Annotated in this window: 20 protein-coding genes; 7 read left to right on the top strand and 13 right to left on the bottom strand. The window is 62.7% G+C overall.

Annotated features, from left to right (window positions below; genetic code table 11):
* Nucleotides 1–173: 173 nt before the first annotated feature.
* Nucleotides 174–803 (bottom strand): histidine phosphotransferase ChpT, encoded by a 630-nt coding sequence (gene chpT, locus A4R29_RS23085; RefSeq protein WP_024504504.1) that lies wholly within the window; start codon nt 801–803, stop codon nt 174–176.
* 391 nt (nt 804–1,194) lie between these two features.
* Here chpT and A4R29_RS23080 point away from each other — a divergent pair, with 391 nt between their 5' ends.
* Together A4R29_RS23080 and A4R29_RS23075 are read left to right on the top strand one after the other, a co-directional pair.
* Nucleotides 1,195–1,731, top strand: a complete 537-nt coding sequence (locus A4R29_RS23080) for a DUF1134 domain-containing protein (protein ID WP_224621527.1) — start codon at nt 1,195–1,197, stop codon at nt 1,729–1,731.
* A 175-nt stretch (nt 1,732–1,906) separates the two neighbouring features.
* Nucleotides 1,907–3,043 carry a coiled-coil domain-containing protein gene (locus A4R29_RS23075; protein ID WP_024504506.1) on the top strand — a complete coding sequence of 379 codons (1,137 nt, stop codon included), beginning with the start codon at nt 1,907–1,909 and terminating at the stop codon, nt 3,041–3,043.
* A 92-nt stretch (nt 3,044–3,135) separates the two neighbouring features.
* Here the strand turns inward: A4R29_RS23075 and A4R29_RS23070 are convergent, their stop codons facing one another.
* From A4R29_RS23070 to A4R29_RS23045, 6 genes are all read right to left on the bottom strand, one after another.
* Nucleotides 3,136–3,951, bottom strand: a complete 816-nt coding sequence (locus A4R29_RS23070) for a TrmH family RNA methyltransferase (protein WP_024504507.1) — start codon at nt 3,949–3,951, stop codon at nt 3,136–3,138.
* Nucleotides 3,952–4,115: 164 nt separating this feature from the next.
* Nucleotides 4,116–4,460: an ArsR/SmtB family transcription factor gene (locus tag A4R29_RS23065; protein WP_013529913.1), complete on the bottom strand. Its 345-nt coding sequence runs from the start codon at nt 4,458–4,460 to the stop codon at nt 4,116–4,118.
* Nucleotides 4,461–4,612: 152 nt separating this feature from the next.
* Nucleotides 4,613–5,392: a HugZ family pyridoxamine 5'-phosphate oxidase gene (locus A4R29_RS23060; RefSeq protein ID WP_063172961.1), complete on the bottom strand. Its 780-nt coding sequence runs from the start codon at nt 5,390–5,392 to the stop codon at nt 4,613–4,615.
* Between the two features lie 31 nt (nt 5,393–5,423).
* Nucleotides 5,424–6,599, bottom strand: a complete 1,176-nt coding sequence (locus tag A4R29_RS23055) for a CaiB/BaiF CoA transferase family protein (protein ID WP_063172960.1) — start codon at nt 6,597–6,599, stop codon at nt 5,424–5,426.
* 7 nt (nt 6,600–6,606) lie between these two features.
* Nucleotides 6,607–7,368, bottom strand: coding sequence for a 3-hydroxyacyl-CoA dehydrogenase (locus tag A4R29_RS23050; RefSeq protein WP_013529916.1), 762 nt, complete (start codon nt 7,366–7,368; stop codon nt 6,607–6,609).
* A 60-nt stretch (nt 7,369–7,428) separates the two neighbouring features.
* Nucleotides 7,429–7,965: a GNAT family N-acetyltransferase gene (locus tag A4R29_RS23045; protein WP_013529917.1), complete on the bottom strand. Its 537-nt coding sequence runs from the start codon at nt 7,963–7,965 to the stop codon at nt 7,429–7,431.
* A 274-nt stretch (nt 7,966–8,239) separates the two neighbouring features.
* Here A4R29_RS23045 and A4R29_RS23040 point away from each other — a divergent pair, with 274 nt between their 5' ends.
* Complete coding sequence (locus A4R29_RS23040; protein WP_063172959.1) at nt 8,240–9,232, top strand: glutathione S-transferase family protein; 993 nt, start codon at nt 8,240–8,242, stop codon at nt 9,230–9,232.
* 1 nt (nt 9,233) lies between these two features.
* On the opposite strand, the gene A4R29_RS23035 is transcribed toward A4R29_RS23040, so the two are convergent.
* Nucleotides 9,234–9,728, bottom strand: coding sequence for an NUDIX domain-containing protein (locus A4R29_RS23035; RefSeq protein WP_013529919.1), 495 nt, complete (start codon nt 9,726–9,728; stop codon nt 9,234–9,236).
* A gap of 53 nt (nt 9,729–9,781) precedes the next feature.
* On the opposite strand from A4R29_RS23035, the gene A4R29_RS23030 reads away from it, so the two are divergent.
* Nucleotides 9,782–10,705, top strand: coding sequence for a metallophosphoesterase family protein (locus A4R29_RS23030; RefSeq protein ID WP_013529920.1), 924 nt, complete (start codon nt 9,782–9,784; stop codon nt 10,703–10,705).
* Here the strand turns inward: A4R29_RS23030 and A4R29_RS23025 are convergent.
* The 4 genes from A4R29_RS23025 to leuA all read right to left on the bottom strand — a co-directional run bounded on the left by A4R29_RS23025 (nt 10,689) and on the right by leuA (nt 16,117).
* Entirely contained in the window at nt 10,689–11,306 is a 618-nt protein-coding gene (locus A4R29_RS23025; protein WP_013529921.1) for a hypothetical protein, read from the bottom strand. The genes A4R29_RS23030 and A4R29_RS23025 overlap by 17 nt on opposite strands.
* Nucleotides 11,307–11,419: 113 nt before the next feature.
* Nucleotides 11,420–12,223: an alpha/beta fold hydrolase gene (locus A4R29_RS23020; protein WP_027162195.1), complete on the bottom strand. Its 804-nt coding sequence runs from the start codon at nt 12,221–12,223 to the stop codon at nt 11,420–11,422.
* 197 nt (nt 12,224–12,420) lie between these two features.
* Nucleotides 12,421–14,193: a tetratricopeptide repeat protein gene (locus A4R29_RS23015; protein WP_063172958.1), complete on the bottom strand. Its 1,773-nt coding sequence runs from the start codon at nt 14,191–14,193 to the stop codon at nt 12,421–12,423.
* Nucleotides 14,194–14,377: 184 nt separating this feature from the next.
* On the bottom strand, nt 14,378–16,117 hold the full coding sequence (leuA, locus tag A4R29_RS23010; protein ID WP_032899463.1) for a 2-isopropylmalate synthase: 1,740 nt from the start codon (nt 16,115–16,117) through the stop codon (nt 14,378–14,380).
* 835 nt (nt 16,118–16,952) lie between these two features.
* Here leuA and A4R29_RS23005 point away from each other — a divergent pair.
* Nucleotides 16,953–18,119 carry an ATP-grasp domain-containing protein gene (locus A4R29_RS23005; RefSeq protein ID WP_024504514.1) on the top strand — a complete coding sequence of 389 codons (1,167 nt, stop codon included), beginning with the start codon at nt 16,953–16,955 and terminating at the stop codon, nt 18,117–18,119.
* A gap of 4 nt (nt 18,120–18,123) precedes the next feature.
* Nucleotides 18,124–18,900: an esterase family protein gene (locus A4R29_RS23000; protein ID WP_024504515.1), complete on the top strand. Its 777-nt coding sequence runs from the start codon at nt 18,124–18,126 to the stop codon at nt 18,898–18,900.
* Between the two features lie 23 nt (nt 18,901–18,923).
* Here A4R29_RS23000 and A4R29_RS22995 read toward each other — a convergent pair whose 3' ends face one another.
* A complete protein-coding gene (locus A4R29_RS22995; protein WP_024504516.1) occupies nt 18,924–20,459 on the bottom strand; it encodes an MFS transporter in 1,536 nt (511 codons plus the stop codon).
* 147 nt (nt 20,460–20,606) lie between these two features.
* On the opposite strand from A4R29_RS22995, the gene A4R29_RS22990 reads away from it, so the two are divergent.
* Nucleotides 20,607–21,491 (top strand): LysR family transcriptional regulator, encoded by an 885-nt coding sequence (locus A4R29_RS22990; protein ID WP_027162190.1) that lies wholly within the window; start codon nt 20,607–20,609, stop codon nt 21,489–21,491.
* The last annotated feature ends 99 nt before the right edge of the window (nt 21,492–21,590 follow it).

The following is a 21,590-nucleotide window of genomic DNA, read 5'->3' as shown; positions in this document are numbered from 1 at the left end:
CAATCTGGTAAAGAAGCCGAAAAGGCGTTAGGTAAAATTTTTACAAAGATGGGCAGGTGCCTACTTTTATTCACGAATGCTTTGGCACCGCCTGAACGACCAGACGCATCTCAAGTCGATGAGCTGGAATTACAGCTTTAAATGAAAAAATACTTCGCTTTATCGGCTGCGCATCAGGCCGCCGAAAGCACGATTTCTTCCGGCGTCGCGTGGATCGATATCGTCATGCCGGCCTCGCGCGCCAGAAGCAGCGTGTAATAGGGCTGCACGGAATGCGCGTCGATCGGCTCCTCCGGCTTGTGGCCGGAATGCAGTTCGAGGAATTTCGGCGGCACACGCAGCATCGGGCCAGCCGACGCAAGCGCGAATCGCGGCTCGGTCTCAAGGTTTTCCAGCGTCACGGAAAGCTTGCCGCCGCGCGGAATGGCGGCATTGGCGACGAGGATCAGGTTGAGCAGCAGCTTGACCTTGTTCTTGGGCAGCAACGCGCGGGGCCCGTTCCAGGTCAGTTCCGGCTTTTCGTTCTTGAGGAAGGCGATGGCGACCGCTTCGGCATCGCCGGTATCGATCAACATGCCGGCCGAACCGGCGGCACCGAAGGCAATGCGGGCGAACTGAAGGCGGGCCGAAGCGTTGCGGGCGCTCTGGCGGATCAGCTTCATGGCGTCCTCATCGGCGCCGCCTTCATCAAGCAATTCGAGCCCGTTGTTGATCGCGCCGACCGGCGAGATGATATCGTGGCAGACCCGGCTGCACAAAAGCGCTGCCAGATCGGGTGCGGAAAGGGTGAACAGATCGGCCATCGGCGAAAAATCCCTGCAAAATCTCACAACTCATGGCCGGGCGATCGATCGTCGCCTGCCACACGAATCACGCACTCTCTCCTCAGGCTTTCTGAATACACAGCGCCCGTGCGTGCAGCAACAAATCCAAATTGTGGTTGTGGCAAATGGCGTGTTCACGCAGGCTGCCGACCCCAATTGAGCGAACCCAAACAGCCTTCGAACCGCCATGTTCATGTGGGAGCTTAATGGTTGAAAAAGGATTACGGCATAATTTGCCCCTAACAGTTACCCTTAACGGCCGGCTAAAAGAGCCGTACGGGGTGCGAGGCGTCGGCGAAGGTGCTCCCTGACGGAGATTGGAAGCATGTTTTCCCGATACTACGACCGGAGCTTTCTCCGTGTCTTCTCAATGGCGGTCACGCTCCTGGGCGTTCTCGTCTTCTCGACTTCAGCCCTGCGGGCCCAGGAATACACCGCTCAGGAGATTGTCGATTCCGGTCACAAATTTTTTGGCGCCACATCGGGCGGACTCGCCACGGTGATCGAGAAGATTTTTGCCTCCTACGGCCTGCCCAACGGCTATCTGCTGGGCGAAGAGGGCTCTGGTGCGCTGATCGGTGGCCTGACCTATGGCGAAGGCACGCTCTACACCAAGAATGCCGGCGACCACAAAGTGTTCTGGCAAGGCCCGTCGCTCGGCTGGGATTTCGGCGGCGAGGGGTCGCGGGTGATGATGCTGGTCTACAATCTCGATGATGTGGGCAGCCTCTACAACCGCTATGGCGGCGTTGCCGGTTCAGCCTATGTGGTGGCGGGCGTCGGCTTCAACGTGCTGAAGAACAACAATGTTCTCCTGGTGCCGATCCGCACCGGCGTCGGTGCTCGGCTCGGCGTCAATCTCGGCTATCTGAAGCTTACCGAGCGGGCCACGTGGAATCCGTTCTAGGCTGAAGTCCTTGGCTGTCGTTGTCCAATCCGGGACCGCTTTTGGGTCGACATGCATTAAACTCGTACCGTTGCGGCAAACCCTTGCCGCAACGCTGGATTTCCGCCATGTCAACGTGGCACAGTCAAAGCGATCTATGCGCTTTTGATGCTTGCCGGCCACAACGGGTAGTCACTTGGTCCAGTCGGTCCTGTTCTTCGTCCTCGGCTTTCTCTGCGCTGGCTTTCTGGCGCTCATGGTGGCTCCGGCCATATGGCGTCGTGCGGTCGCGCTTACACGCAAACGCATCGAATCCTCGATCCCTCTGACGCAGACCGAAATCCAGGCGGACAAGGATCGCATCCGCGCCGAATACGCCATGACGACGCGCCGCCTGGAAATCAGCGTCAAGGCGTTGCGTGAGAAGGCGGCCGAACAACTGGTCGAGATCAATCGCGGTCGCGAGGCCATGAAGGGCCTGGCGGTCGAGCGGACGGACAAGAACCAGGCGCTGACCGAGCTGGGCGCGAAGAACGAAGCGCTGCGTCAGCGAGAGGGCGAGTTGCAGCAGCTTTCGGAGCGTCTGAAGGAAACCGAACGCAAGCTGGAAAAGCGCGCACTTGAGCTGGAAAAGCTGGAGCGCATGTATGACGACGCCAGTTTTTCCTCGAGCAGCCGGCAGATCGAGCTCGTGGCGCGAGAGTCCGAAATGCAGAAACTCGCCAGTGACATTGCGATGCTGCGCGGCCAGCGCAAGGAAGCCGACAGGCGCGGCCAGGAAATCGCGGCCGAAAGCAAGGCCGCGCGGGACGCCCTGAAAGCCGAGAAGAAAAAGACCGCCGAGCTCGACAAGAAGGTCGAACGGCTGCTGGCCACACTTGCCGATCGAGAAGACAAACTCGACCGCCGCGAAAAGGAACTGGCACGCATGCGCGAAAGATCGAAATCCGAGGACAGCGCGCCAGCCTTGCGGCTGGTCGGCAAGGGCGGCGATGTCGCGAGGAGCGATGATTTCGACAAGGCAATCGCCAAGCTCGACAGCGACCGTGAGCAGCTCGAGGCGAGGCTGACGGCGCTGGCGCGCGAGAACAAACGGCTGAAGGCGGATCTCACCGCACTGGCCGCCTCCAAGGCCACTGACAGCAGCTCCGCCTTGCGCGAGCAGATGAACGAGCTGGCGGCGGAGGTCGTCCATCTGACGGCCAAGCTCGAGGGGCCTGGTTCGCCGATCGCCATGGCATTGGCGGTACCGTCGGACGCACGCTCCGGCAACGGTGACCGCAGTCTTGCCGACCGCGTGCGCGCGCTGCAGAAGGCTGACGCGACAAGCTGAGATCAGGTCTCCTTAGAGCATTTCACCGTTTCACGGAAACGGCGAAATGCCCTGACTCTTTGCTTTGACGCAATTCTGGACGGAAAACCGCTTCACACTTTTCCTAGAATTGCTCTAGCCGAAAAATGATGCAGCGCGATGGCTGAAGCCGCGGCGACATTCAGGCTGTCGAAGCCTTCCGCCATGGTGATCCGCACGTCGTGCAGGCTTGCGAGCAGCTCGTCCGGCAAGCCTTCGCCCTCGGTGCCGAGATAGAGCGCCAGGCGCTCGCTGCGCTGCGCATCGCGGATGTCGGTCTTCCCGCGTGGCGAGAGCGCGAATTGTTCGAAGCCACGTCGGGCGAGCATCGTTGTGAAGCCGGCGGTGTCGGTGAACGATGCGAACGGGATCTTGAGCGCGGCGCCGACCGAAACGCGGATCGCCTTGCGATAGAGCGGGTCGCAGCACGTCGCATCCAGCAAAACCGCGTCAGCGCCAAAGGCGGCGGCGTTGCGGAAGATCGAGCCCACATTGTCATGGTTGGCGATGCCGACGAGCACCACGACCAGCGCACGAGGCGGCAAGCCATCGAGCAGGGCTTCGGCCGGCTGCGGCGCTCCCTTGCGGCCCATGGCCAGGATGCCGCGATGCATGTGAAATCCGGCGATTGCGTCCATCACAGCGCTGGTGGCCACATAGACCGGGAGGTCGGCGGGCGCCTTGCTCAGGATCTTGTCGAGACCCGCCAGCCGGTTTTCCAGGACGAGGGCCGATTCGGCGGCAAAGCGTCCAGTTGTGAGCAGCAGGTCGAGCACCACCTTGCCTTCGGCGACGAAGCGGCCTTGCCGGCCGGCGAGGTCACGCTCGCGAATGTCGAGATAGGCAGCGACGCGCGGATCTTGCGGGTCGTCGATGCGAATGGGATCCATGCATTCCTCGCGACCGTCGCATCGGCCCGAAAATCCGGACCGCTTCCCGGCGCTCACCTTGTTTGGAAAGCACGATGCGACAATTCGGGACAATCAGCCAGCTTTGTGCGCCCCAAATCGGCGCATGTCGCTCTGAATCACCGGCGAGATCGGCGGCTGTGTGGTCAGGTTCCAGCACGGCGCAAGCGGTGCGCCATCTGGGACAGGTCATCCTTGCCGCTGCCGAAAATGCCGTCCAGCATGACAAGCAGTTCTCGCACGGCGTCGGATTTGCAGGAGTAGTAAATCATCTGCCGGTCGCGGCGGGTGTCGACAAGGTCGAGCGCCCGCAACTTGGCGAGATGCTGGGACAGGGCGGATTGGCTGAGCATCACCTTCTCGGCTATGGCTCCCACCGACATTTCACCTTCGGCGAGGTAGCTCATGATCAACAGTCGCTTCTCATTGCCCATCAGCATGAGAAACTCTGCCGCCGATTCGGCGTTCACGATTAGCTTTGTCGAGACCATCGATCCCCCATACTTCCTGTTCATCCCGACGCCATGGGGGCAATGGCGTCTGATTCCATAAATTCACTTATCGATCGGCGCTGGCGATTCAGCGTCACTAAAAGGTAGAGCATTTCACCTAAATCTCAAGTGTTGCTTTTGATCCAGAATAATTAAGTCTCAGTCCCGGCGTCGACAATGGCTCGGCCCGCCCTCGCCATATCGACCAGAACGTGCCGCAATTCACCTGCTGCGCCCAGAGGTTGCGGGTAAAAGACCCGGCAAGCATCGTCGCCCGACACCAGATCCATGCCATCGGCATCGAGTCCGGCAATACGCCAGCCGTTGCCGGATACTTTGGCGAAATGCTGTGCGTAAACGGCGATCGCGTCGAGATGGTCGGCGTTCATGTGGTCGATGGCCGATTGTTCGCGCGCCGCGAGTTCCTCGACGACCGGTCCGCTGGCGAGCAGATCCGATCGATCGAGCTGATAGGCCTTGCCGAAGCCGCCGTTGAGGCTGGCGCGTTGCGGATCGAGGCGAAAGATCGAAAAGTCACCGAGACCGGCGTAAAGTTTCGCCCTGGCATTGTGATTGAGGTAACGGCGCTCGGTGCGGGCGTGTTCGGCTGATCCGCGCTCGATCCGTGCCGCCTGGCAGACCAGTGTCAGGCGCGGGTGCGCCAGCGGGTCGCCCCTGCCTGGTTCGCCGAGCAACAGGGAACAGCGCGGTTCGGCAAGCAGCGCGCCGGTGTGCGCCGAAAGCATCGACACCAGGATCAGCGGCGCGCCGTCGATGTCGGTGGCCACGCCAACCCTGCTGGCCAGCGGCGAGCCGGTTTGCGGTTCGATCACCGCCAGGGCGCCAAAGCGGGCGCTGCGCAGAAGCGTCTTCGCCAGCCGGATCGCTTCGGCGTCCGTCTCACGGATCACGTCCTTCTTCGGCTCGTCCAAGGCAGCACCGCAGTAAGTTGATCTTTGTTCTCTAGTTATCGGTCAGCAAGCCGGATTTGACAAGGTCGTCGATCTCGGCTTTCGCAAAGCCGAAACGTGCCAGCGTTGTCGACGGCAACAGATCCTCATCGCCGGGCATAGTGGCCAATGTCGGTTGCGAACTCGAGAAACGCGGGGCCGGGGCCGGGCGCTCAAATGCACCTGCCGTCACAGAGGCGTTGCGTGCCCGATTGTGCGGGTGGTGCTTTGCCTCTTGCAGCGACAGAACGGGTGCAACGCAGGCATCGGTTTGCGCGAACAACCGGTCCCAGTCGTCGCGTGGTTTCTGCCGGATCCGATCGGCAATGGCGGCGCGCATCGGCGGCCACAGGGCCTTGTCGTACTGGCCGGATGCAAAGCGCTCGTCCAGCGGCAGCAGCCTGGCGAATTCGGCGAAGAATTGCGGCTCGAGACAGCCGATGGCGATATGGCGTCCGTCCGACGTCTCATAGGTGTCGTAGAACGGGGCGCCGGAATCGAGCAGGTTCGCGCCACGCTTATCGCTCCACAAGCCGGCCGCCATCAAGGCGTGCAGGGGCACCGCCAGCATCGAAGCGCCATCGACCATCGCGGCGTCGATAACTTCACCCTTGCCTGTGCGCGAACGTTGGAACAGGGCGGCCAGCACACCGGCAACCAGCATCATGGCGCCACCGCCATAGTCTGCAACGAGGTTGAGCGGCGTGACGGGACGGCCGCCGGCATGGCCGATGGCGTGCAGCACGCCGCTATAGGCGAGGTAGGTTATGTCGTGGCCGGCGCGGCCGGCGAGCGGGCCGTCCTGGCCGAAGCCGGTCATACGGCCGTAGATCAGCGCCGGGTTACGCGCCAGCACCGTTTCCGGGCCGAGGCCGAGCCGCTCCATGACGCCCGGACGAAAGCCTTCGAGCAACATGTCCGCCTTTTCGGCAAGGCGCAGCAACAGATCGGTGCCTTCACGGCGCTTCAGGTCGAGGCGCAGCACGGCGCGGCCATGGCGGTCGATGTTATACTCATCCGGCAGCGGCAGGAGCTGGCTCGTCCCCGCCCGTTCGATACGCAACAGTTGCGCGCCCATCTCTGACAGCATCAGGCCGGCCAGCGGCACGGCGCCGAGCCCGGCCATCTCGATCACCTTCAGCCCGGTCAGCGGACCGGTTTTAGCGGCAGCGGACAGGCCGGCGCTCATGACCGGTTTATTTCGGCGCCATGCGAATGGCGCCGTCGAGGCGAATGGTCTCGCCGTTCAGCATCTGGTTCTCGATGATGTGCAGGGCGAGAGCGGCATATTCGGACGGTTCGCCCAGGCGCGACGGGAAGGGCACGGCGGCGCCCAGTGAATCCTGCACCTCTTGCGGCATGCCGGCCATCATCGGCGTCTTGAAGATGCCGGGAGCGATGGTGCAGACGCGGATGCCGGAACGGGCAAGGTCGCGCGCCACCGGCAGCGTCATGCCGACGACGCCGCCCTTGGACGCCGCATAGGCGGCCTGGCCGATCTGGCCATCATAGGCGGCAACCGAAGCGGTGTTGACAATGACGCCGCGCTCGCCGCCCGGCAGCGGCTCGAGCTTCGACGCGCGTTCGGCGACGAGGCGGATCATGTTGAACGTGCCGATCAGATTGACCTCGATCACCTTGCGGTACTGATCAAGCGGATGGGGACCATCCTTGCCGATCGTCTTCACGCCGATGGCGATGCCGGCGCAATTGATCAGGATACGCGGCTCGCCAAGCTTGGCGGCGACGTCGGCGAGGGCAGCAGTCCCACTGTCGGCGCTGCTGACGTCGCATTGGACGGCAATACCGCCGATCTCGGCCGCGACCTTGGCCGCGCGGTCAATACCGACATCGAAGATGGCGACGCGGGCTCCCTTGGTGGCCAGCGCGCGCGCCGTTGCCTCGCCAAGGCCGGAGCCGCCGCCGGTGACGATCGCGATCTGGCCGTTCGGGTTCATGACGTCATCCTTTGATCTCAGGAACAGTGGACGGATCAGGCGCCAGATCGATGGGAAAGGTCAAGCCATCGCCGCGGTAGGATCGGTCACCCTGGCCTGATCGGCGTGGCAGACCTCGCCCAAGAGCCTGGCGACCGCGCCCGGCGCGATCTCGTGCGACAGCAGCCGGTCGAGGTCGACGGGGCGCGGCATCGAAATCTGGCCGCGCGGAATCCGCTTGAAACCGAGCGGCCCGTAATAGGGCTCGTCACCGACCAGCATGACGGCAGGTGCGCCGGCCCGGGCAGCGGCCTCGAGCGCGATCGCCACCAGCCGGCGGCCGATGCCGAGATTCTTGAAGGCCGGCCGCACGGCGAGCGGCCCGAGCATCAATGCGCGGCCGGCACCGGCGGCGATGCGGGTCATGCGCACCGAGGCGACGACGATGTCGCCATTGACGGCGACAAAGGACAGCGAGCGCTCGTGCCCTCCGGCCTCACGAATCTTGTAGGCGGCCAGCACAAAGCGGCCGGGCCCGAAGGCTTCGTCGTTGATGGCTTCGATCTCGGGGTCGTGCGCCGGGGTTTCCGGCAGGTATTTCACGTCGGCAAGGCTCATGGTCTTTGCGGTCCGGTACAAGGAGGAAAGGTTGCTGCAAACGGCAGCATTCGCCAGTCAGCGCTTCATCAAGCGCGGGCGCCCTTTCGTCGTCGGTCAAACCGGATCAAAGCAAAGTCGAACATGCGGATTGTCCGCTAGCATCAATTTCCCGCCGCTGCAATCGGCCGTTTCTGTCCGTCATTTCTGCCAAGTGACGGTCTGTTCAGCACCTGACGTCTTCGACAGGGCAGCCTTGCGCCTACATCAACCAACAGGACGCAAGGAGATTCGCATGGGATTGCTGGTCGAAGGAAGATGGCAGGACCGCTGGTACGATACGGCGGACAATGGTGGCAGGTTCGTGCGGGCGCAGTCGCAATGGCGCGACTGGATCACCGTTGACGGGGCGCCCGCCGAAGGCCGGACGCGCGGTTTCAAGGCCGAGCCCGGCCGCTATCACCTCTATGTCTCGCTTGCCTGTCCGTGGGCCCACCGGACGTTGATCTTTCGCGCGCTGAAGAAGCTGGAGGGCATCATATCGGTGTCCGTGGTGCATCATTTCATGGGCGCCAACGGCTGGACGTTCGTAGCTGAGGACGGCGCCACGGGCGACACGCTCTACGGCCTCGACTTCCTGCACCAGATCTATGCCAAGGCCGATCCCGCCTATTCGGGCAGGGTGACTGTGCCGGTGCTGTGGGACAAAAAGGAGCAGACCATCGTCTCCAACGAGTCTTCCGAAATCATCCGCATGCTGAATTCAGCCTTCGATGAATGGGGCGACGCCAGCTTGGATTTCTATCCGAAGGCGTTGCGCGGCGAAGTCGACCGCATCAATGCGCTGGTCTATCCAGCCATCAACAACGGCGTCTATCGCGCCGGCTTCGCCACCACGCAACGCGCATATGAAGAGGCTTTCGGCGAGCTGTTCTCGGCGCTGGATACGTTGGAGGAGCGGCTGGCAAAACAGCGCTATCTCGTCGGCGGTCGTATGACCGAGGCCGACTGGCGGCTGTTCACCACGCTGGTGCGCTTCGATCCGGTTTATGTCGGCCATTTCAAATGCAATCTGCGCCGCATCGCCGACTACCCGAACCTGTCCAACTATCTGCGCGATCTCTATCAGGTCCCTGGCGTGGCCGGGACGGTGAACATGCATCACATCAAGGCGCATTATTACGGCAGCCACCAGACGATCAATCCGACGCGGATCGTGCCTGTCGGACCGGATCTCGATTATGGCGCACGGCATGACCGGGCGCGCTTCGAGAAAGCGGCGGCCTGATCTACCAGTAGGGCGAGGGCTGCTCGCCGTCAAAAACCTCGGCGATCCGGCGCAGCGTCGCCGGCGTCGTGCCCTGCGGCAAGCGGTCGAGCGGGAAGAAGCCGGCTTCGGCGATCTCGTGGTCCGGCAGCTTCGGCGCCGTCTGGCTGAAATGCTCGAGCAGATAAAAGCCGACATGGTCGCGGTGGCTGGAGCGGCGGTTGAAATGCATCGATTTGAGCACCGGCGGGGCGGTCAGAGCGATGTTGCCTTCCTCGGCCAGTTCACGGGCCAGCGCCTCGTTCATCGTCTCGCCGACTTCGACGCCGCCGCCGGGAAGCTGCCAGCCCGGTACATAGGTATGGCGAATAAGGAAGACGGATCTGGACGCTGTGTCGTGGATCAGGCCGCGCACGCCAAGCGTCATCGGCCTCCGCAGCACGAAATAGAGATGGAACAGCCTGGCCCTCAACCCTGGCCAGCCGGTCTGGCGGAAGGCATCTTCAGGGCTCGTCATTGATAGCGAAACCGTGGGTGGAAAGCCGCGCGCGGGTCGCCTATGAAGGTTGTATGTTCAGGCTCGCGCATATTTCCGATGTCCATCTGGGGCCGCTCCCCGATGTATCCTATCGCGATCTCGCCTCCAAGCGCGTGCTCGGCTATGTCAACTGGCAGCGCAACCGCCGCCGCCATATGCATGATGCGGTCATTGACACGATCGTCGCCGACATCAAGGCGAACACGCCTGATCACCTCGCCGTCACCGGCGACCTGGTCAATCTGGCGCTCGACGGCGAGATCGAGATGGCCAGGCACTGGCTGGAGACGCTGGGGCCGCCGCATGATGTTTCGGTCGTTCCGGGCAATCACGACGCCTATGTGCCAGGCGCCTTCGACAAGGTCTGCCGGTCCTGGGCGGCGTGGATGAGCGGCGACGGCGTCAACACGCCGGTCGACCGCAACGCCTTCCCCTATCTGCGTGTACGCGGCAATGTCGCGCTGATCGGCGTCTCGACGGCGCGCGCCACGGCACCCTTCATGGCCAATGGGTTTTTCATGGAAGGCCAGGGGGATAGGCTCGGCAAAATCCTCCAGGACACTGCCGGACAGGGGCTGTTCCGCGTCATCATGATCCATCATCCGCCGGTGCGCGGCGCGGTCCCGCAGCACAAGCGGCTGTTCGGCATCGCCCGCTTCAACAAGATCATTCGCCGCCATGGCGCCGACCTTGTGCTGCACGGCCATTCGCATCTGCCGTCGCTGTTCTTCATCGGCGGTCGAGGCGTCAGGATCCCGGCGGTCGGCGTCGCTGCCGCCGGCCAGGCGCCGGGTGGCAAGCACCCGGCGGCGCAGTATAATCTGTTCGACATCGACGGTGAAAAGGGAAACTGGCGGATCCGGCTGACACGGCGCGGCCTGACCGGGCCGTCCATACCGCCATCCGATCTGCAGACGGTGGAGCTTGGCGCCGAGGCCGCTATGGCCGCAAATTGACAACCATGGCCACGATGCGGTCCCAGAACAGGACGACCGACACCACAAGGCCGACCAATGCGCCGGCAGCGACCAGGCCAAGCCCGGACAGAAGGGCCGACCAGCGTTTGCCGCGCTCCGTCGCGCGCAGCGGCGGTTCGGCTTCTGGCACATACGCACGTTTCAGGCCGGCGACGGCGGGTTCGACGCCGCCTTCCAGCATCCTCTGACGCTCGACGATGCGCTCGGCGACATAGCGTGTCACGGAATCGGCAACCGATTTCATCTCAGTGGATTCGGCAAGCACCACCCGGCCGATGCGGGTGTCCTTGAGGAAGCGATAGGTGCGGCGGTCGCGCCCCATGGCGACATGGCTGATGGCGTCGATCCACAGGCGCGGCTGCAAGCCCGACGAGACGACAAAGTCGAAATTGTCCATGTCGGCCGGAACATCGGCAAAAACCGGCGCCAGCTCGGCGGCAAGCAGATCGAGGCGCATGCGATGCGCCTCGCGCATGTCGACGACGACATCGTCGCGGTCGGCGAAGGCATTTTTGACATCACGGATGGCATCGGACAGTTTCTTCGACTGGTCGATGGTCTTCTCGCCTGCTTCCTTCATCGGCGTCTGCCTCGTGGGTTTGGTTAACACTGGGTTAACACAGCCGCCGGCAAAATGCACTGGCGAGATCGACGGCGTCGGGATGCTCAGGAGGGTCGTCGTGCGCGAAAAGGTCAGCTTGCTGCTGCGGCGAATTTCTGGCGGTGCGGCCTGGCGCGGCGGCTGGTGTTGCGGCGAATGATCTCGGCAACGAGGTCGGGTGCTTCCTCGGCCAGCATATGGCCCGCCTCCAGCACGTGGTGCACGTGAAAATGCGCCGGCAGGTCATCCGCCTGGGTAAAGGGTAGCACCGCATCGCTGGTTCCCCATGCCACCATTACCGGCATGTTCAGCCGATCGAGGCGATCGTGCGGGATGACGCCTTGCCGATCGTCCACGGTCATGGCGGCCGCGATCCCGACCAGCTTTTCGAGTTGGCCGGGTCGCCTGCGCATTTCCCAAAGGATGTCCACCGTATGTTCGAGCGGCAGGGCAGAAGGTCCCGACATCACGGAGAGGCAGGAGCGGATCTCGGACCGATCCGCGGCTTCGGCATAGCGGCGCAACAGCGGTCCATTGATTTCGGGGCCAAGGCCGCCCGGCGCCAGAAGCGTCAGCGAGGCTATCTTTTCGGGCTCGGCCAGCGCCATCAGCGCCGCCACGGCACCACCCATCGAGTGGCCCACGAGATGAACGCGCTTCAGGCGACGCTCCGAGAGGTCGGTCAGCACGGCCTTGGCCGCCACCCTGGCCGGACCGGCGGCGGGAAAGTCGAGCGACATCCCATGCCCAGGCAGATCATAGGCCAGCGTATGCGTGGAAGGCGTCAGGGCGGAAATCACCTCGCGCCACACATCGTGGCAGCCGCCGAAACCGTGCAGCAGGACGATGGCCTTCGAGCCAACACCCTCTTCGGCGGCAAAAAGTGATGCGGTCATGAAAGCTGATTTTTTGTTATTGCAGAATGCGCGACACCAATCGTGGCTGAATTGCTCCTAGTCCGACATGATGACCAGTAAAATTTTCGCGATTTGTACGGTTGTGTACAGAACTTGGGGATCAATCGACATTCGGCGATCGGAGCGCAGTAAATCCATCGGGACACGGCGCAGCCAGTCCGCGGACGTCGATGGTGTCAGCTCGGGCTGCCGAGCCCGGCAGCGCGCAGTGCCTGAACCAGCCGGTCGGTCAGGTCGGCCGGATATTTCCGCTCGACGAAAGTCGCCCGCGGATCGGCGGCAAATTTGGGGAACTCGGTGGTCAACTGTTTCAGCAGCGTGCTCACCAGATGGTCCTGTCCGGCAGCCTTGGCGCCGATCAGCCGTGCCGCCAGATAGTGTGATTTCGTTGCCGTCGTTCTCAGTGCCATGCTGGCCGCGACTGCCTTGTTCGTGTCGCCGAGCATGAGCTCACCGACGAACAGCCCATAGTCCCACCATGTCGGGTGTCCGCTGAAGGTCTCCGCCGCATGATCGAGGATCGGCGTTCCCTCGGCGTATCGTCCGGCGAAGATCAGCCCGTAGCCGTAAGCGGCGGCCATGCCGAGATCGTAGGGGTTGAGTTCATAGGCCTTGCGCATCCAGCGGATTGATTCGTCCGTATTGCCGAGGCGCGAACTGACATAGCCGTAGGCGCGATGCGCATAAGGGCTGGTCGGACCCATCTGCACGCCGCGATGGGCAAACTCGACGGCTGTTTCAATCGTCGCGTTGGGCGGATAGGCGTAATGATCGGACACCGCCTCGAGATGCAGGGAAGCAAGTTCCGAATAGACGAGCGAGGACTTGGTTCCACCATTGGCCAGCTTCTCGAGGCAACGATAGGCCGCCTCATGGGTCCTGGCGTTCTGGTCGAGGTAATATTTGCCGTTGAGCAGCAGGCACTGCGTCAGACCGTTTGGCGTGCCGGTCTGCTCGATATAGTTGTAGATGGTGCCGGAGGCGGGGAGTGCCGAGCTCAGCATGTCGGCAATACGGTCTTCGACCGCCGCAGGTGCGCGGTCGGCAGGGGTGAGATTGCGCGATAGAAGCACCCGTCCGGACGCCATGCTTTGCAGTTCTATCGTGATATCGCCCGCGTCCGGTCCGGGCAGGATGTCGAATATGAAGCTCGCAGCGTCGTCGGCTGGATCGTTGACGGTGTCGCGGCCGATGAAGTCGATCGTATCGAAGCCACTCAGGCCGGCGCGCAGCGATGCGGCGACACGGCTGGCGTCGGAGCCGTCAGCCTTGAGTCCGATATAGACTTGCGGCAGGGCGTCAGCCCTTGCCGACGATGTGATGCTTGCGGTTGCGCCAGCGGTCTCCGGCGTTGCCGAGATGTCGCCGCCTGCCAGCAAGGCAGTGCTGCCCTGGCGAAGAATCAGTACGCCCAGCATGGCGATGACCAGCGCGATCGCCATCCAGAAAAAGCGGAGATGGCGCGCCACCGAGGGGGCAGGCGAAGTCGGTACGGAAGTCAGAGACATCGCCTCCGGCGTGCCCGTGCCGGCTTCGTTTGACCGATCGGCGGATGCGCCGTCCAGCCTGAGTTCGGGAACAGCCTCGGCAATATCCGGCAGGCGGATCGCATTCGATTCATAGGCAGGAACATAGCCGCCGCGCGGAATGGCGATGCGGACCGGTTCGGCAATTCCCTCATTGGCGAAATAGTGCTGCAGAAGCTCGCGCAGCCTGCCTGCCTGCACCCGCACCACGGCATCGGTGGACGGGTCGAAATCGCCGTCCTTGCCGAAAACATCCATGGCAATGGAAAAGCCCTTGAGCCTGTCGGCTTCGCCGGCCTGTTCACGTTCGACAAGATAACGTAGCAGCTTGCGCGCGCGTTCGGATCGGCCGAACGTTTGGCTGGCAAGCAGTCGCTCCAGTGTCTCGCGCACTGCGGGGGCGGCAGGCGTGGCATGCTGCAAGTGTCGATCCTCTCGAAGTCGGCACAGGTTGAGGCGCGATCATATAGGTCCCGCACCACCACACAAGTATACACCCCATTATGCGATCACGTACCCACCGGATAATTCCGCGGTGGTTAACGGCCCGAAAGGTCGGAACCGATCACCAGATTGGGACGGTTCCGATCTTTGTTCCCGTCGGGCGTCAGCCGGCTTTTTTGCCGACGATACGGTTGGCGGCGGACATCACTGCTTCCAGCGAGGCGGCGACGATGTTGGTGTTGATGCCGGCGCCGAACAGCTTGCCGCCGGGATATTCCATCTCGACATAGGAAATGGCCGACGCGTTCGAGCCGCGCTGCATCGAGTGCTCGGAATAGTCGAGCACCGACATCTCGACACCGAGATGACGCGACAGCGCATCGACGAAGCCGTCGATCGGGCCGGTGCCTGTGCCCGATATCGTCAGTTCCTTGCCGTTGTCGAGGATGACCGCCTCGACGACGCGCCGGCCCTTGATCTCGGTGCTGGGATAGGTGTGGTGATCGAGGAATTTCAGCCGCGCGCCGGGCTGGTCGACATAGGTCTCGAGAAAGCGCTCGTAGATGCGCCTGGCCGGCACTTCCTTGCCCTCGGCATCGGTGATCGCCTGGATTTCCTGGCTGAACTCGATCTGCAGGTTGCGCGGCAAATTGAGGCCGTAATCGGCCTGCAGCACATAGGCGATGCCGCCCTTGCCGGACTGCGAATTGATGCGGATGATGGCTTCGTAGCTGCGTCCGACATCGGCCGGGTCGATCGGCAGATAGGGCACTTCCCACAGGCTCGTATTGGCCTTCTTCAGCGCCTTCATGCCCTTGTTGATGGCATCCTGGTGCGAACCGGAAAAGGCGGTGTAGACGAGTTCGCCGACATAGGGGTGGCGCTCGGGGATCTTCAACTGGTTCGAATATTCATAGACGTCCTTCATCCGGTTGATGTCAGAGCAGTCGATCAACGGATCGACACCTTGCGTGTACATGTTCAGCGCCAGCGTGACGATGTCGACATTGCCGGTGCGCTCGCCATTGCCGAACAGCGTGCCTTCGACACGGTCGGCGCCGGCCATCAGGCCGAGCTCGGTGGTGGCGATGCCGGTGCCGCGGTCATTGTGCGGATGCAGCGAGACCAGCAGGTTCTCCCGGTTGTCGAGGTTGCGGCACATCCACTCGATGCGATCGGCATAGATGTTGGGTGTCGACATCTCGACCGTCGAGGGCAGGTTGATGATCAGCTTGTTGTCAGCGGTCGGCCTGACGATCTCGGTGACGGCGTTGCAGATCTCCAGCGCCACTTCCAGCTCCGTGCCGGTAAAGCTTTCCGGCGAATACTCGAAACGAAAGCCTCCGCCGGCCTTGGCCGCCATGTCGGTGATCATCTTGGCCGCGTCGGTGGCGATCCGCTTGATGCCGCCGACGTCCTTCTCGAAGACGACGCGACGCTGCAATTCGCTGGTCGAATTGTAGAAATGGACGATCGGGTTGGTGGCGCCCTTCAGCGCCTCGAAGGTGCGGGTGATCAGCTCCGGCCGGCACTGCACCAGCACCTGCAGCGAGACATCGGCGGGTACGTTGCCTTCCTCGATGCACCAGCGGGCAAAGTCGAAATCGGTCTGGGAGGCCGACGGGAAGCCGATCTCGATCTCCTTGAAGCCCATGTCGAGCAGCAGGCCGAACATGCGTGCCTTGCGCTCATGGCCCATAGGATCGATCAGCGCCTGGTTTCCGTCGCGCAGGTCGACCGAGCACCAGATCGGCGCCTTGTCGATAACCTTCGAGGGCCAGGTGCGATCGGTGAGACCGACGGTCGGATAGGGCTGATATTTGCGAGCCGCGTCGGGCATGCCTTTGGCCGAATCCGTGTCGGCTACCGCGGCATCGGAGCGGATCTCTTCTCGTGCGTTCATCGTCGTTTCTCCCGGCGGCTCATGGATCCACCTTCAGGTGGATTGATGGCGAGCGGCGCCTTTACCAGAATTTCGTTCGCTTGATGTGATTGCCAAGGAGCATGCGCTTGCGCGGCGGTTCGACCGCCGGGCGCTCCTTCAGCGAACCCGGCGATCGCCGATAAGGCCGAGAAGAAGCAGGGTCGAAGCCAGCGCGCGCACGGTCTCGCCGGAAAAACCGGTCGGACGGGAAGCGTTGCTGGCGCGCGTGTTCATGGCGGTTCTCTTACAGGAGCGGCTTGTGGGAGGCAAGTGGGCCGCGGGCCGTGTCGTAAGCACATCAGTTGTCCGGATTAGGTAGCACGTGAGTTGTCCGGTTTTATCGCCAGCGAATGGAGGCTGGGGATGAAGCGGGCCGCAGGCCGTGCAGGACAATGAATCCGGGTTAACGGGCTTCGGAGCCTTTGCCGGCGCGTTGGCCGACGAAGCGTCAAACGAAAAACCCGCCTGTGCGGCGGGTCACTGGCGCAAATCAGCACCATGGATGAAAATGTACCTTAGCTGAGGGCAGGGAGTCAAGAAAAAATTCCTATCATTAAAAAACTTTCGGCACAAAGGCTGCCAACACCGCCGAACTGACTGCCGCCGCCAGGCCTTTGTTCAGCTGAGTTCGGCAGGCCGTGTCGTAAGCAGTCGTCCGGATTAGGCAGCAGATGAGTTGTCCGATTTGTCTGCCGGCTTATGGAGGCTGGATGAGACGGACGGCACCCCGACGCGCGTGCTCTTCCCCAGGCGCGGCAAATGGGCCAGACTTGGGCGACGGGTTGCGATGTCCAGTCGCCGGGAGGGGTCGTCCATGAATTTCGTGTTCTTCTCGCCGCATTTTCCCGCCAATGGCGCGGATTTCTGCGACCGTTTGAAGAAGGCCGGGGCCAGGGTGCTCGGTATCGGCGACGCGCCCTATGACGCGCTCGACGCCAAGCTGAAGGCGGCGCTCAGCGAGTACTACCGTGTCGCCGACATGGAGGACTATGATCCGGTGTTCCGGGCAATGGGGCATTTCATCCACAAGTGGGGCCGCATCGACCGCTTTGAATCGCTCAACGAACACTGGCTGGAGCTGGAAGCCAACATCCGCACCGATTTCAACATCTACGGCACCAAGCTCGATTTCGTGAAGAACCTGAAGCGCAAGAGCCGCATGCGTGCCTTCTTCCGCAAGAGCGGCGTCGACACCATCGCGCAGCGCAAATGTTCCGACCGCGCCGGGGCCATGACCTTCATCCGGCGCGTTGGCTATCCGGTGGTGGTCAAGCCCGACAGCGGTTCCGGCGCATCGAACACCTTCAAGATCTCCAACGCCAAGGAGCTCGACCAGTTCTTCCGGGACAAGCCCGAGGACGTGACCTTCGTCATGGAGCAGTTCATCGAGGGGCTGGTGGTGACCTATGACGGGCTGGTCAACCGCGACGGCGAGGTGGTGCTGGCGGCCAGCCACCGCTACGACCAGAGCGTCATGGAGGTGGTCAACAAGGACCGCCACATGAGCTATACCTGCTTTCCCAGGATCAACCCGGCGGTCGAGGAGGCCGGTCGAAAGATCCTGAAAGCATTCGACGTGCGTGAACGCTTCTTCCACATCGAGCTGTTCGAGACCAAGGACGACCGTGTCATCGCGCTGGAGGTCAACATGCGCCCGCCCGGCGCCTGGATGACCGATGCGATCAACTATACGTTCGACATCGATGTCTATGCGGCGTGGGCCGACATGGTGGTCAGGGATGCCGCCGGCGGCCCTTACGAGGGCAAATATTTCACCGCCTATGCCAGCCGCAAGCGACGCCTCCACTATTTGCACAGCCATGAGGACGTGCTAGCCGCGCACCGCGACAAGATCGTCCATCATCAGGCCATCGAAGAGGTTTTCAGCCGCGCCATGGGAAATTACGCCTACCAGATGCGCTCGAAAGACGAAGCAGCGCTGCGCGAAGCGGTCGCGTATATCCACGCGGAAAAGGCGTGAGGCGATGGACATTTCCTATCACAAAAATTTCTCGAGCCAGCTCGGCCGCGACATGGAATACAAGCGCTACGGCCATGCCGGCCGGCCGGTGGTGGTGTTTCCGACCTCGCAGGGCCGGTTCTACCAGTTCGAGGATTCCGGCGGGGTGGGCGCACTGGCCGAATTCATCGACACCGGCCGCATCCAGCTGTTCACGGTCGACGGCGTCGATTCGGAATCCTTCTTCGACAAGCATGCCGACGCGGCCCATCGCATTGCCCGCCACGAGGCCTATTTCCGCTATGTGCGCGAGGAAGCGCTGCCGGACTTCCTGACCACGGCCGAGCAGGCCAATGGCGGGCGCAAGCTGAAGCCGCTGTTCTCGGGCTGTTCGATGGGCGGCTATCACTCCTCGAACTTCGTCTTCCGCTTTCCCGAACTCGCCAGCGGCGTCATCGCGCTGTCGGGCGTCTATTCGGCCCGCGATTTTTTCGGCAGGGCGCTCGAGGGCGACATTTTCTACAACTCGCCGCTCGACTATCTGCCCGGCATCGTCGATCCCAAACTGCTGGCCCGGCTGAAGACGCTCAGGCTGATCTTCTGCTGCGGGCAGGGCGCGTGGGAAGAGCGGATGCTGGTCGAGACGCGCAGGTTGGAACAGATCCTGCGCGACAAATCCATTCCCGCCTGGGTCGATTACTGGGGCGGCGATGTCAGCCACGACTGGCCGTGGTGGCACAAGCAACTGGTCTATTTCTTCGGCCGTTGGCTGGATGAGGACCTGATGCACAGGCTGGATTGATAGCGAGGCCCGTTCGCTGACGGCTACCCTTCCTGGCATGCCGGCAGGGCGGCGGTTTCTCGCTCCGAAGCCGATACGCGACGCAGGCCAAGGAAGACGACAAGGGCGGTGACGACGGTGATCGCCGCCAACACGATCAGCAGCCTGTCGAACGCCGTCTCGTAGGCCTGGACCAGAACAATGGCTCCGGCTTGGGGCAAATGTTGTGCTGCTTCGCCGAGATTGCCGGTCACCAGCAACTGGGCTGCCGCCGCTGCGTCCGTCGAAGATGCCATTCCTTGTGCGGCGAGCTGCGCGGCGGCAAAGCCGGAAAGCGTCGCCATGACGATCGCCAGCGCCACACCCTCGCAGGCGACGCGGGTGGTGTTGAAGATGCCGACCGCCATGCCGGCGCGCTCCCTTGGCACGACGCTGACCGCAAGCCCGTCCATCAATCCCCAGGGCAGAGCGACGCCGACGCCGATCAGCATCAGCGGCGCCATCAGCGCACTATCGACCGGTGGTGTCAGGCTCAGCCAGACAAGCCCGGCGGCAGCGACGAGCAGGCCGACGCCGCAGATGGTGGCCGGTGCGATCCAGCGCGCCAGCTGGCCGGCGAGCATCGGCAGGATCAGCAGCGGACCTGAGAGGCAGATCATCAATTGCCCGGCCTTGATCTCGTTCATCCCTTCGATGCCGATGAAACGGATCGGCAACAGGACGAGCAGGACGACGAAGGCGTAAGCGGGTGCCGCAGCCAGGAACTGGACGCCGACGAAGCGGGGGTAGGCAAACAGCGTGAGATCGAGCATCGGCCGTTGTGCTTGCCGCTCGACAACGACGAAGGCGACAAAACAGATGATAGAAGCGGCCAGAAGCGTGACGACGAGGGGATCAGCCCAGCCGCTCTGCGGCGCCTGGAGCACGCCATAGGTCAGCGACGCCAGCGCGATCGTGAAGGTGCCGGCTCCCGCCCAGTCGAGGCCCGTCGCATCCGGGTCGCGCGATTCTCTGATGGTGCGCAGGCCGAGCATGGCGGCGGCAATCGCGAGTGCCGCAACCAGAAGAAAGATCGACCGCCAGCCGAATGCGGAGATAAGCAGGCCCGACGCGATCGGGCCGAAGGCGAGGCCGATGCCGAAACTGGTGCCGAGGAAGCTGAAGGCGCGCAGCCGCAATGGCCCTTCGAATTCCTGGGCGAGTGCCGAGGCGCCGCCAGCGAAGGCGGCCGCACTGCCGATCCCCTGCACGGCCCGGAAGATGTCGAACCAGATGATGTCCGGCGCCAGCATCGCGCCCAGTGATGCCAGGATATAGAGGGAGAGGCCGACGAGGAAGAGGCGCTTGCGGCCGTGGTTGTCGGCCAGGGCGCCCGACGCCATCAGGGTGGCGCCGAAGGTCAGCATGAAGGCGTTGGTCACCCAGTTGAGCTCGATGGGACTGCCGCCGAGATCGGCCGCGATGCGCGACAGAGCGACGGCCGGACCGGTGAAGGTCAATGGCATCGTCATGGCGGCAAGGCACACGGACAAGAGCACGAGCCATCTCTCGGCAGAGCCGGTTGTGGTCCTGGAAGTCATGGATTTTCCTATCTGAAACAGCACTCGCCGGTGGGCCGCGCGATTGCGGAGCCGGTCGTGATGACAAGATAGGTCGTCGGCATTTCAGGAAGAATAGTGTTATATCTCCTGGTATATCGGACTGAAACGCTCGAATGGAATGACACGATGGATCGTCTCAACGGGCTCCTGGCCTTTGCCCGCACCGCCGAATTCGGCAATTTCGTCGCTGCCGGACGGGCGCTTGGCATCTCGGCTTCCGCTGTCGGCAAAAGTGTCGCCCGGCTCGAGCAGGAACTCGGCGTGCGGCTCCTGCAGCGCAGCACGCGGCGCATTGGCCTGACGGAAGAGGGCAAGCTGTTCAACGAGCGGGTGCGCCGCATCCTCGACGACATCGACGATGCCGAGGCGATGCTGTCGCGGACACGGGAAACACCGCGTGGGCGGCTGCGCATATCCACCCCGATCGTCACCTATCATCTGTTGCTGCCGGTGTTGTCGGAGTTCATGGCCCGCTATCCCGAGATCGAACTCGACATCGATTTCAACGACCGGATCGTCGACGTCATCGACGAGGGCATCGATGTCGCGATCCGCAGCGGCGAGCTGCCTGATTCGCGCCTCGTGTCGAGACCCGTTGTGCCCTTCCGCATGCTGCTGTGCGCGGCGCCCTCCTACCTCGAGCGCCATGGCATACCCGGCGAGCCGGCGGATCTCATCAGGCATTTCGGCATAAACTTCCGCTTCCTCAACAGCGGCAGGCTGCTGGAGTGGCCGTTCATAACCGGAAGCGCTGAACCGCAGATCCGGTCGATGCTGACCTGCAACAACATGGAAGCATTGAAGGGTGCCACGATCGCCGGCCTCGGCATCGCCTGCATGCCGGATTTCCTGGTGCGTGAGGCGCTGTACGAAGACAGGCTGCGTACCGTTCTCGACGGTCATGTCGACGGCCGTGGCCAGTTCCGGATGCTGTGGCCTTCCAACCGCCATTTGTCGCCGAAGGTGCGCGTGTTCGTCGATTTCCTTCCCGATCGCCTTGCGGCGCGCTAGGCGTTCATCGCATAATATGACTGTGATAGTCATGTTTGTGTGGAAGCGCTTGAGCGGCTGTGGCATGCCGCTGACCGCGGTGGCGCTGCGGCGCTTGCC

This window comes from Mesorhizobium ciceri biovar biserrulae (genome assembly GCF_001618845.1).
GTDB classification, from domain to species: Bacteria; Pseudomonadota; Alphaproteobacteria; order Rhizobiales; family Rhizobiaceae; genus Mesorhizobium; species Mesorhizobium ciceri.
Note: the sequence above shows the minus strand (reverse complement) of the source record. Positions and strands in the feature narration are given on the sequence as shown.

Bases quoted from the DNA above. Each gene is read 5' to 3' on its own strand.
- chpT (WP_024504504.1), bottom strand. From the start codon at position 803: ATGGCCGATCTGTTCACCCTTTCCGCACCCGATCTGGCAGCGCTTTTG.
- A4R29_RS23080 (WP_224621527.1), top strand. From the start codon at position 1,195: ATGGCGGTCACGCTCCTGGGCGTTCTCGTCTTCTCGACTTCAGCCCTG.
- A4R29_RS23070 (WP_024504507.1), bottom strand. From the start codon at position 3,951: ATGGATCCCATTCGCATCGACGACCCGCAAGATCCGCGCGTCGCTGCC.
- A4R29_RS23065 (WP_013529913.1), bottom strand. From the start codon at position 4,460: ATGGTCTCGACAAAGCTAATCGTGAACGCCGAATCGGCGGCAGAGTTT.
- A4R29_RS23055 (WP_063172960.1), bottom strand. From the start codon at position 6,599: ATGAGCGCCGGCCTGTCCGCTGCCGCTAAAACCGGTCCGCTGACCGGG.
- A4R29_RS23050 (WP_013529916.1), bottom strand. From the start codon at position 7,368: ATGAACCCGAACGGCCAGATCGCGATCGTCACCGGCGGCGGCTCCGGC.
- A4R29_RS23045 (WP_013529917.1), bottom strand. From the start codon at position 7,965: ATGAGCCTTGCCGACGTGAAATACCTGCCGGAAACCCCGGCGCACGAC.
- A4R29_RS23040 (WP_063172959.1), top strand. From the start codon at position 8,240: ATGGGATTGCTGGTCGAAGGAAGATGGCAGGACCGCTGGTACGATACG.
- A4R29_RS23035 (WP_013529919.1), bottom strand. From the start codon at position 9,728: ATGACGAGCCCTGAAGATGCCTTCCGCCAGACCGGCTGGCCAGGGTTG.
- A4R29_RS23030 (WP_013529920.1), top strand. From the start codon at position 9,782: ATGTTCAGGCTCGCGCATATTTCCGATGTCCATCTGGGGCCGCTCCCC.
- A4R29_RS23025 (WP_013529921.1), bottom strand. From the start codon at position 11,306: ATGAAGGAAGCAGGCGAGAAGACCATCGACCAGTCGAAGAAACTGTCC.
- A4R29_RS23020 (WP_027162195.1), bottom strand. From the start codon at position 12,223: ATGACCGCATCACTTTTTGCCGCCGAAGAGGGTGTTGGCTCGAAGGCC.
- leuA (WP_032899463.1), bottom strand. From the start codon at position 16,117: ATGAACGCACGAGAAGAGATCCGCTCCGATGCCGCGGTAGCCGACACG.
- A4R29_RS23005 (WP_024504514.1), top strand. From the start codon at position 16,953: ATGAATTTCGTGTTCTTCTCGCCGCATTTTCCCGCCAATGGCGCGGAT.
- A4R29_RS23000 (WP_024504515.1), top strand. From the start codon at position 18,124: ATGGACATTTCCTATCACAAAAATTTCTCGAGCCAGCTCGGCCGCGAC.
- A4R29_RS22995 (WP_024504516.1), bottom strand. From the start codon at position 20,459: ATGACTTCCAGGACCACAACCGGCTCTGCCGAGAGATGGCTCGTGCTC.
- A4R29_RS22990 (WP_027162190.1), top strand. From the start codon at position 20,607: ATGGATCGTCTCAACGGGCTCCTGGCCTTTGCCCGCACCGCCGAATTC.